Here is a 9,070-nt window from a genome sequence, read left to right on the forward strand (position 1 = left end):
GTGCAGCGCTCCGCGTGGGGCGCTGCCCTCGGCGAGGTCCCCGACGTCGACCTGGCACCGGCGTGGGCACGCCTGCTGGGCTCCCCACCTGACGCGAGGGCCCGCGTGCTCGTGGCACTCGAGCAGGCCACGGTGCGCGGCGTGGCCTTCGTGCACCCGTGCCACGACCCCGACGCCGACCGGGTGGCCGACGGCGAGGTCGGCGAGCTGCTCGTCGATCCCCAGCACCGCGGCGCGGGACACGGCTCGCGCCTGCTCCAGGCCGCCGTGGACACGCTGCGCGCCGACCACTTCGTCCGCGCGCGCTGGTGGGTGCCGACCACCGACGACCGGCTGCGCGCCTTCGTCGTCGGCACCGGCTGGACGGCCGACGGGGCGCACCGCGAGCTCGCCGACGAGGCCGGCGGGCGGACGGTCAAGCAGGTCCGGCTCGTCACGTCGCTCGTCGAGGCATGAGTGACGCAGCCGGTCCGGACCGCGCGGCCCGACGTCGCGTGGTCGTGGACTCCCTGGGGGTCGGTGCGGCGACCGGCGCGTACGGCGTCTCCTTCGGTGCGCTCGGCACCACCTCGGGGCTCGACGTCCTGCAGACCTGCGTGCTCTCCCTGCTCGCGTTCACGGGTGCGTCGCAGTTCGCGTTCGTCGGCGTGGTCGCGGCCGGAGGAGTACCGGTCACCGGCGCCGTGACGTCGGTCCTGCTCGGCTCGCGCAACCTGTTCTACGGCCTGAGCATCGCGTCGGTGCTGCGATTGCACGGTGTGCGGCGCCTGCTCGGTGCGCACCTCGTGATCGACGAGTCGACCGCCGTCGCCCTGGCCCAGCGCCACCCGGCCCTCGGGCGGCTGGGGTTCTGGTGGACGGGCATGTCCGTGCTGGTGCTCTGGAACCTGTCGACCCTGCTGGGCGCGCTGGCCGGGACGGCGATCGGCGACCCCCGCGCCTACGGCCTCGACGCCGCGGTCGGCGCCGCGTTCCTGGGTCTGCTGTGGCCGCGTCTGGGCGGACCGCTCCCCCGCCTCGTCGCGCTCTGCGGCGCCGCCGTGGCGGCCGGCCTGGTGCCGTTCACCCCCGCCGGGCTGCCGATCATCGCCGGTGGGGCCTTGGCGGTGGCGGCCGGGCTGCTCCTCGGTCGCGCCCGAGACGGGGCGCCGACGTGAGCGCCCTCTGGATCGGCATCGTGCTCACGTGCGCCGGCTGCTACGCGCTGAAGCTCGCGGGACTGTCCGTGCCCGATCGCGTGCTCGAGCACCCGACGACGCAGCGCGCGGTCGCGCTCATCCCGGTGGCGCTGCTGGGCGCGCTGGTCGCCGTGCAGGTCCTCGCCGACGGTCAGCGACTCACCGTCGACGCGCGGCTGGCGGGCCTCGGCGTGGCTGCCGTCCTGCTGGCGCTGCGGGTGCCGTTCCTGCCGATGGTCGTCGCGGCGGCCCTCACGGCGGCACTGCTCCGTGCGGTCGGCTAGGTCGTCCGCGTGCCGAGCCCCTGCTCGGGACGCAGCCGCAGAAACAGGGCGTCGCCCTCGGCACAGACGACGTCGCCGTGCCGGATCTCCCCTCGGACGGTGATCTTGCGACCCTCGACGCGCTCGATCCAGGCCTCGACCTCGAGCTCGACGTCGATCGGGGTGAGGGCGCGGTAGTCGGTGCGCAGGAACGCCGTGCGCGTGATGGCCTGGGCCTGCGCGGCGGCGAGCATGCCGAGCACCTCGTCGAAGACCAGGGAGACGACACCGCCGTGCACGGCCATGCCGCCGCCCATCGACCAGCGTCCGAAGGTCACGTCCCCGGCCACCCGCGAGGCGTCGCGCGTGTGCATCCGGATCTCGGGAAGCATCGCGTGCCCGCGGACGGGAAGCTGCGGGACGCGTCCGTTGACCTGCTCGAGCTCCTCGCCGCCGAGCGGGGCGAGCCGCTCACGCCACGCCCGCAGGTCGTCGGCCAGCCGCGAGGCCACGTCGGCGTCGAACCGGGCGGCCGCCAGGGCGTCCTGGAAGGCACGCAGCTCCGACGCCATCGCCCCCCAGGCTCGCGCCTCGTCGTCGGTGAGCCCGGCGCTGAAGATCGACTCCCAGCTCACGCGTCGAGCCCGAGCACCACGTCGAGCCCCACCGTGACGCCCGGCCGGTCCGCCACGTGCCGCACGGCCGTGACCACGCCCGGCATGAAGGACTCTCGGGTCGAGGAGTCGTGCCTCAGGGAGAGGACCTCCCCCTCACCGCCGAGCAGCACCTCCTGCGACGCGACGAAGCCGCGCGAGCGCACGGCGTGCACGGTGATGCCGTCGACCTTCGCGCCGCGTGCGCCGTTGGGGTCGGTGGTCGTCGCGTCGGGCACCGGGTCCGAGCCGGCCTCGGCACGGGCCGCGGCCACGAGCTCGGCGGTGCGCACGGCCGTGCCCGACGGGGCGTCGACCTTCGCCGGATGGTGCATCTCGATGATCTCGACCGACTCGAAGAAGGGTGCGGCGGTCGCCGCGAAGCGCATGAGGAGCACGGCGCCGATGGAGAAGTTCGGGACGACGAGCACGCTCACGTCGGTGCGCTGCTCGACCGCGTCGCTGACCGCGCGCAGCCGGTCGCCGTCGAAGCCGGAGGTGCCGACGACGACGTGCACCCCCTGCTCCACGCACCACAGCACCTGCTCGAGCGCGACGTCGGGCGTCGTGAAGACGAGCGCGACGTCGGCCTCGTGCTCCGTGACCCGCTCCAGCGGGTCGCCCACGTCGACCTGGGCGACGACCTCGAGCCCCTCGGCCGCCTCCAGCGCCGTCACCGACGTCGATCCCATGCGCCCCTGGGCGCCCAGCACGGCTACGCGAGTCGTCATGCGCCCAGCCTAGTGAGCGAGCTCCTCGGCCAGCACCGAGAGCCCGGCGTGCAGCTCGGCGAAGGAGGTCGTGAGCGGCGCGAGGCCCAGCCGCAGGAGGTCGGGCTCGCGGAAGTCGGGGACGACGCCACGCTCGGTGAGCCGCGCCGTGAGTGCCCGTGCGTCGGGCACCCGGACGGTGACGTGGCTCCCCCGCCGGTCGGGCTCGCGCGGCGTGACCAGCTGCAGCGCGATCCCGCGCTCGCCCAGCGCGTCGAGGGCGTCGACCGTGAAGGCGGTGAGCAGCTCGGACTTGGTCCGCGCGGCCTCGACCCCGGCCTCGGCGACCATCGCCACGCCCTCGCGGACGGCGACGAGCCCCGCCACGTTGGGGGTCCCGGAGAGCAGCCGGCGCGCGTCGGTGGCCGGGCGGTACTCCTCGGCCATCGCGAACAGGTCGTCGGCGCTCCACCAGCCGGGCAGCGGCTGCTCGAGGTGCGGCAGGTGTCGCGCCGCGGCGTACAGGAACGCCGGCGCTCCGGGGCCGCCGTTGAGGTACTTGTAGGTGCAGCCGACGGCGAGGTCGACCTCGGCGGCGTCGAGCGACGTCGGGACGACGCCGGCCGAGTGGCAGAGGTCCCACACCACGAGCGCGCCGGCGGCATGCACCTGCGCCGTGAGGGACAGGAGGTCGAGCAGCACGCCCGTGCGGTAGTCGACGTGGCTCAGCAGCACGACGGCCGTGCGCTCGTCGAGCACGTCGGCCAGCGACGCGGCGACGTCGCCCTCCGCGTCCCGGTGCACGACGACGAGCTCGAGCCCGCGCTGGCGGGCGACCTGCTCGGCGAGGTAGCGGTCGGTCGGGAAGTCGCCCGCGTCGACGACGAGCCGGGTGCGTCCGGGGGCCAGCGAGGCTGCGGCGTGCAGCGCCTTCGCGATACCGATCGACGTCGAGTCGCCGACCACCGTCTGGCCCGGGGCGGCGCCGAGGAGCGCCCCGACCTCGTCGCCGACGACGACCGGCAGCTCGACCCACCCCTCGGACCAGCCGCGGATCAGGCGGGCGCCCCACTCCTCGCGCACGAACGTCGCGAGCCGCTCACGAGTGCGCAGCGGCAGACGTCCGAGCGAGTTGCCGTCGAGATAGGCGACCACGTCGGCGTCGAGCTGGAACTGCTGCCGCCAGGCGGCGAGCGGGTCGGCGGCGTCGAGGGCCGCGGCACGTTCACGGAAGTCGCTCACCCTCGGGATCGTCTCACGTGCGCCCGGACCCCGGACGCGACGAGGCCCCCACCCCGAGGGGCGAGGGCCTCGTCGACCGTGCGTGGATCAGGCGTCGGCGCCGGCCTCAGAGGCCTCGGGGGCCTCCTCGGCGGCCGCGTCGGCCACGACCGGGATCAGCGAGATCTTGCCGCGGTCGCCGAGCTCGGCGATCTCGACCTGGACCTTCTGGCCGACCGTCAGCACGTCGTCGACGCTGCTGACCCGCTGGCCGCCGTTGAGGTCGCGCAGCTTGCTGATGTGCAGCAGGCCGTCCTTGCCTGGCGACAGGGCCACGAAGGCGCCGAAGTCGACCGTCTTAACCACGGTGCCGAGGTAGCGCTCGCCGACCTCGGGCATCGTCGGGTTCGCGATCGCGTTGATCGCGTCGCGTGCAGCGTCGGCCGAGCCGCCACCCTCGCCCGCGATGTACACCGTGCCGTCGTCCTCGATCGAGATCTTGGCGCCGGTGTCGGCCTGGATCTGGTTGATCATCTTGCCCTTGGGACCGATGACCTCGCCGATCTTGTCGACCGGGACCTTCACCGTGATGATCCGCGGCGCGAACTGGCTCATCTCGTCAGGCGTGTCGATGGCCTCGGACATGACGTCGAGGATCGTCAGACGCGCACCCTTGGCCTGCGTGAGGGCACCGGCCAGGACGTCGGCGGGGATGCCGTCGAGCTTGGTGTCCAGCTGCAGGGCCGTGATGAAGTCCGGCGTGCCCGCGACCTTGAAGTCCATGTCGCCGTAGGCGTCCTCCGCACCGAGGATGTCGGTGAGGGTGACGTACTGGGTGGTGCCGTCGACCTCGCCGGAGATGAGGCCCATCGCGATGCCGGCGACCGGGGCGCGCAGCGGCACACCGGCGTTCAGCAGGCCGAGCGTCGAGGCGCAGACCGAGCCCATCGACGTCGAGCCGTTGGAGCTCAGCGCCTCCGAGACCTGGCGGATCGCGTACGGGAACTCCTCGGTGGTCGGGAGCACCGGCAGCAGCGCACGGCCGGCGAGCGCGCCGTGACCGATCTCGCGACGCTTCGGCGAGCCGACGCGGCCCGTCTCGCCCGTCGAGAACGGCGGGAAGTTGTAGTTGTGCATGTAGCGACGCGTGGTCTCGGGGCTCAGCGTGTCGAGCTTCTGGACCAGGTCGAGCATGTTCAGCGTCGTGATGCCCAGGATCTGGGTCTCGCCACGCTGGAACAGGGCCGAGCCGTGCACGCGCGGCACCACGCCGACCTCGGCCGACAGCTCGCGGATGTCGGCGAGGCCACGGCCGTCGATGCGCACCTTGTCACGCAGCACGCGCTGGCGCACGAGGCTCTTGGTAACGGCGCGCAGCGCGGCGCCGACCTCCTTCTCGCGGCCCGCGAACTGCTCGCCGAGCTGGTCGAGCACGTCGGCCTTGATCGCGCTCTCGCGCTCCTCGCGGTCGGCCTTGGAGACGATCGTGAGGGCCTCGGACAGCGGGCCGGACGCGACCCCGGCGACGGCGTCGTAGACGTCGTCCTGGAAGTCGAGGAAGACCGGGAAGTCCTGGACGGGCTTCGCGGCGGCCTCGGCGAGCTGCTGCTGGGCCTCGCAGAGCTGACGGATGAAGGTCTTCGACGCCTCGAGGCCGCCGGCGACGACCTCCTCGGTCGGCGCCTGGACACCGGACTGCACGAGGTCCCAGGTGGACTCGGTGGACTCCGCCTCGACCATCATGATCGCGACGTCGGTCGAGCCGTCGGCCTGCGTGGCGATGCGGCCCGCGACGACCATGTCGAACACGGCGTCCTCGAGCTGGCTGTGCGTCGGGAACGCGACCCACTGGCCGTCGATGAGCGCGACGCGCGTGGCACCGATGGGGCCGGAGAACGGCAGGCCGGAGATCTGCGTCGACGCCGAGGCGGCGTTGATGGCGAGGACGTCGTACGGGGTGTCGGGGTTGAGGGCCAGGACCGTGATGACGACCTGGACCTCGTTGCGCAGGCCCTTCTTGAAGGTCGGGCGCAGCGGACGGTCGATGAGGCGACAGGTGAGGATGGCGTCCTCGCCCGGGCGGCCCTCGCGACGGAAGAACGAGCCGGGGATGCGACCCGCGGCGTACATGCGCTCCTCGACGTCGACCGTCAGCGGGAAGAAGTCGAAGTGGTCCTTGGGCTGCTTGCCGGCGGTGGTGGCCGAGAGCAGCATCGTGTCGTCGTCGAGGAACGCGGACACGGAGCCGGCGGCCTGGCGGGCGAGCTGGCCCGTCTCGAAGCGGATGGTGCGGGTGCCGTAGCGACCGTTGTCGATGACGGTCTCGATGGCGTGGATGGTGTCGGACATGGGAGTCCCTTCTCGCGACGCGTGTCGCGCGGTGGGACGAGACCCGGACCTGCCGTGATGGTGGTCGGTCTTCGATCGAGGCCCGCGGCCCGGCGTACGCCGTCCCGAGGGCCACTACCGAGGACCGGACCCGACGTGGCGGCTCTCGTCCGTGGATGTGTCGTGTTCAGTTGTCGGGGCGCAGGGCCCCTGATGCAGTTCAGGCGGCCACCCGGAGGGTGACCGCCTGAACGAGGTCAGCGACGCAGACCGAGACGCTCGATCAGCGAGCGGTAGCGCTCGATGTCGGTGTTCTGCAGGTAGTTCAGCAGACGACGACGGCGACCGACGAGCAGCAGCAGGCCACGACGGCTGTGGTGGTCGTGCTTGTGCTCCTTGAGGTGGTCCGTCAGGTGCGAGATGCGCTGCGTGAGCAGCGCGACCTGGACCTCCGGGGAGCCGGTGTCGCCCTCGCTGCGGGCGTACTGGCTGATGATCTCGTCACGCGGGGTACCGGCGACGGTGGGCGCAGCGGTCTTCTTCGACATTCTTCTCCTGGGAGGTCGTTGCACGGCGCTCCCGGGCATGTCCACCGGGGCTCTACGGACCGTGGGCGTTCGCACGCCGTCGTCCAGGTTATCAGCGCGCCGGTCGTTCCGACGAATCGCCTCGCCGTCGCGGACCGGGCGACGTCAGGCGAGCGCCGCGCGCGCCTGCTCGACGTCGGCGTGCATCTGCTCCACGAGCGCGTCGACGCCTCGGTACGCGACCATCGGGCGCAGGTGCGAGACGAGCTGCACCCGCACGGAGCGGCCGTAGAGGTCGAGGTCGTGGCCGTGGTCCATGACGTAGGACTCCACGCGACGCTCGGTCCCCGCGAAGGTGGGGTTCGTGCCCACGGAGATCGCCGCGGGGTAGTCGGCGTCGCCGGTGAGCAGCCGCCCGGCGTAGACGCCGTCGGGCGGCACGCAGTAGTCGGCCTGCACGGGGACGTTCGCGGTGGGGAACCCGAGGTCGCGACCGCGCTGGTCACCGGGGGTGACGACACCGTCGACCTCGTGCGGACGCCCGAGCAGCTCGGCCGCCTCCTCCAGCCGGGCCTCGGCCACGAGGGCGCGGACCCGCGTGGACGACCACGGCTGGCCGTCGGCGCCGTGGCCGTCGCCGACGAGCGTGAAGGCGCTGGCGTCGCAGTCGTGCCGTGCGCAGAGCTCGCGGAGCGTCTCGGTCGTGCCCGACGCCCGCGACCCGAACGTGAAGTTCTCGCCGACGACGACGTGACGCGCCTGCAGCTCCTCGACGACGACGCGCTCCACGAACTCCTCGGGCGACCAGCCCGCCATCGTGCGGTCGAAGTCGAGCACGCGCACGTGGTCGGCGCCCCGCACGCCGGGCGCGGGCTCGTGCAGCAGCTCGATCCGGCGCTGCAGCGACGTCAGCCTCGACGGGACGCGATCGGGCGCGAAGACCGCCACCGGGTGCGGGTCGAACGTGACGGCGACGACGGGCAGGCCCTCCGCGACCTCGCGGGTGCGTCGCAGCAGGGCCTGGTGGCCGCGGTGGACCCCGTCGAAGGTGCCGATGGTGACCGCCGTCGCGGTGCCCAGCGGGGCCGTCGAGGCGCCGCCGCGGTCTGTCCAGGTGCCCACCCCTGAACTGTGCCACACCCCGGCAGCACTGCCCTGCGACCGGGTGCACCGCCTGCGCCGGTCGGTGCGACGACCCGGCGGATGAGAGTTCTCTCATCGACGTCTCATCGTGGCGTGCGCGAGCGTGCGGCACAGTGTCGCCATGACGCGAACCCGCTACCTCGTGCCGATCGTCGTGGCCGTCGGCCTCGTGCTGCTCGGCGTCGTCGCGGCGCGGGTGGTGGCACAGGAGGACGCGCCGCCGGTCGACTACGCCCCGGTGACCGTGCCGACGTCGACCGAGACGCCCCGGCCCACGCTCTCGCCGACCCCCTCCCCGTCGGACGACCGGGACGACGACCGCGACGACGACCCGGACGACGACGATGACGACGACTACGAGCGCGTCCCGCAGACGCCGCGACCCATCGACGTTGGCGACGACGACCGGGACGACGATGACGACGACTGACCCGCGCGCGGACGGTCCACCACGCTTCTCCGTCCGCCAGCGTCTGACCGCCGCCGTCGCCCTGCTGACGGCGGCGGCGCTCGTCGCGGTCGGGGCGACGCTGTTCGTCCTGGAGTCCCAGCGCATCGACCGGGCGATCGACGCGAGCCTCGGCCAGGAGGTCGGCGAGCTGCGACGGCTCCAGGCGGAGGGCGTCGACCCCGAGACGGGCCGGCCGTTCACCAGCCCCGACCGCCTGATCACGTTCTTCCTGTCGCGCAACGTCCCCGACGCGGACGAGAACCTGTGGCAGTTCCCCGTGTCGGGCACCCCGACGTTCGTGGGCGAGGCCCAGCGCGTGCTGCGGACGTCGCCGCGGTTCCCCGCCCTGGTGGAGCGCCTCACGCGTCGCGGCGGCGTCGCCGACCTCGACGTCGACGGCCGGACCTTCCGGGTCGCGGTGCAGCCCGTGCAGCAGGGCGACGAGCGGGCTGCGTTCGTCGTCACCCACGACGTGGACGGCTCGCGCGCCCAGCTCCGCGAGCTGATGGTCACGTACGCGCTGCTCAGCGCGCTCTCCGTCATCCTCATCTCCGCCGTCGCGTCGTGGCTGGCCGGGCGGCTGCTCTCCCCCGTAC

At 73.1% G+C, this 9,070-nt stretch carries 10 protein-coding genes and 1 pseudogene; 5 read left to right on the forward strand and 6 right to left on the reverse strand.

The genetic code is table 11. From position 1 onward, the window contains the following. The 3 genes from A6Q79_RS05765 to A6Q79_RS05775 form a co-directional block, all read left to right on the forward strand. Nucleotides 1-456: GNAT family N-acetyltransferase (locus A6Q79_RS05765; RefSeq protein WP_317697055.1), on the forward strand; the 456-nt coding region annotated here is incomplete at its 5' end. Further along, a complete protein-coding gene (locus A6Q79_RS05770) occupies nt 453-1,157 on the forward strand; it encodes an AzlC family ABC transporter permease (RefSeq protein WP_286689162.1) in 705 nt (234 codons plus the stop codon). The genes A6Q79_RS05765 and A6Q79_RS05770, both read left to right, overlap by 4 nt. Continuing rightward, nucleotides 1,154-1,462 carry an AzlD domain-containing protein gene (locus A6Q79_RS05775; RefSeq protein ID WP_286689163.1) on the forward strand — a complete coding sequence of 103 codons (309 nt, stop codon included), beginning with the start codon at nt 1,154-1,156 and terminating at the stop codon, nt 1,460-1,462. The genes A6Q79_RS05770 and A6Q79_RS05775 overlap by 4 nt, the downstream gene beginning before the upstream one ends. Here the strand turns inward: A6Q79_RS05775 and A6Q79_RS05780 are convergent. The 6 genes from A6Q79_RS05780 to A6Q79_RS05805 form a co-directional block, all read right to left on the reverse strand. Continuing rightward, a complete protein-coding gene (locus A6Q79_RS05780; protein ID WP_286689164.1) occupies nt 1,459-2,076 on the reverse strand; it encodes a PaaI family thioesterase in 618 nt (205 codons plus the stop codon). The two genes, A6Q79_RS05775 and A6Q79_RS05780, sit on opposite strands and share 4 nt — an antisense overlap. Next, entirely contained in the window at nt 2,073-2,825 is a 753-nt protein-coding gene (dapB, locus tag A6Q79_RS05785; RefSeq protein WP_286689165.1) for a 4-hydroxy-tetrahydrodipicolinate reductase, read from the reverse strand. Before dapB ends, A6Q79_RS05780 begins: the two co-directional genes overlap by 4 nt. A gap of 9 nt (nt 2,826-2,834) precedes the next feature. Further along, on the reverse strand, nt 2,835-4,046 hold the full coding sequence (locus A6Q79_RS05790; RefSeq protein WP_286689166.1) for a kynureninase: 1,212 nt from the start codon (nt 4,044-4,046) through the stop codon (nt 2,835-2,837). A gap of 87 nt (nt 4,047-4,133) precedes the next feature. Then, nucleotides 4,134-6,374 carry a polyribonucleotide nucleotidyltransferase gene (locus tag A6Q79_RS05795; protein WP_286689167.1) on the reverse strand — a complete coding sequence of 747 codons (2,241 nt, stop codon included), beginning with the start codon at nt 6,372-6,374 and terminating at the stop codon, nt 4,134-4,136. A gap of 236 nt (nt 6,375-6,610) precedes the next feature. Next, nucleotides 6,611-6,901, reverse strand: a complete 291-nt coding sequence (rpsO, locus tag A6Q79_RS05800; RefSeq protein ID WP_067856746.1) for a 30S ribosomal protein S15 — start codon at nt 6,899-6,901, stop codon at nt 6,611-6,613. Between the two features lie 144 nt (nt 6,902-7,045). After that, nucleotides 7,046-8,002 (reverse strand): bifunctional riboflavin kinase/FAD synthetase, encoded by a 957-nt coding sequence (locus tag A6Q79_RS05805; RefSeq protein ID WP_286689168.1) that lies wholly within the window; start codon nt 8,000-8,002, stop codon nt 7,046-7,048. Between the two features lie 142 nt (nt 8,003-8,144). Here A6Q79_RS05805 and A6Q79_RS05810 point away from each other — a divergent pair, with 142 nt between their 5' ends. Beyond that, nucleotides 8,145-8,453, forward strand: coding sequence for a hypothetical protein (locus A6Q79_RS05810; protein ID WP_286689169.1), 309 nt, complete (start codon nt 8,145-8,147; stop codon nt 8,451-8,453). After that, nucleotides 8,440-9,070 (forward strand): annotated as a pseudogene (locus A6Q79_RS05815) (sensor histidine kinase); the annotation flags it as partial. The gene A6Q79_RS05810 and the pseudogene A6Q79_RS05815, both read left to right, overlap by 14 nt.

Origin of the sequence: Aeromicrobium sp. REDSEA-S32_B7, from assembly GCF_001626145.1 — a bacterium.
Classification (GTDB): domain Bacteria; phylum Actinomycetota; class Actinomycetes; order Propionibacteriales; family Nocardioidaceae; genus Aeromicrobium; species Aeromicrobium erythreum.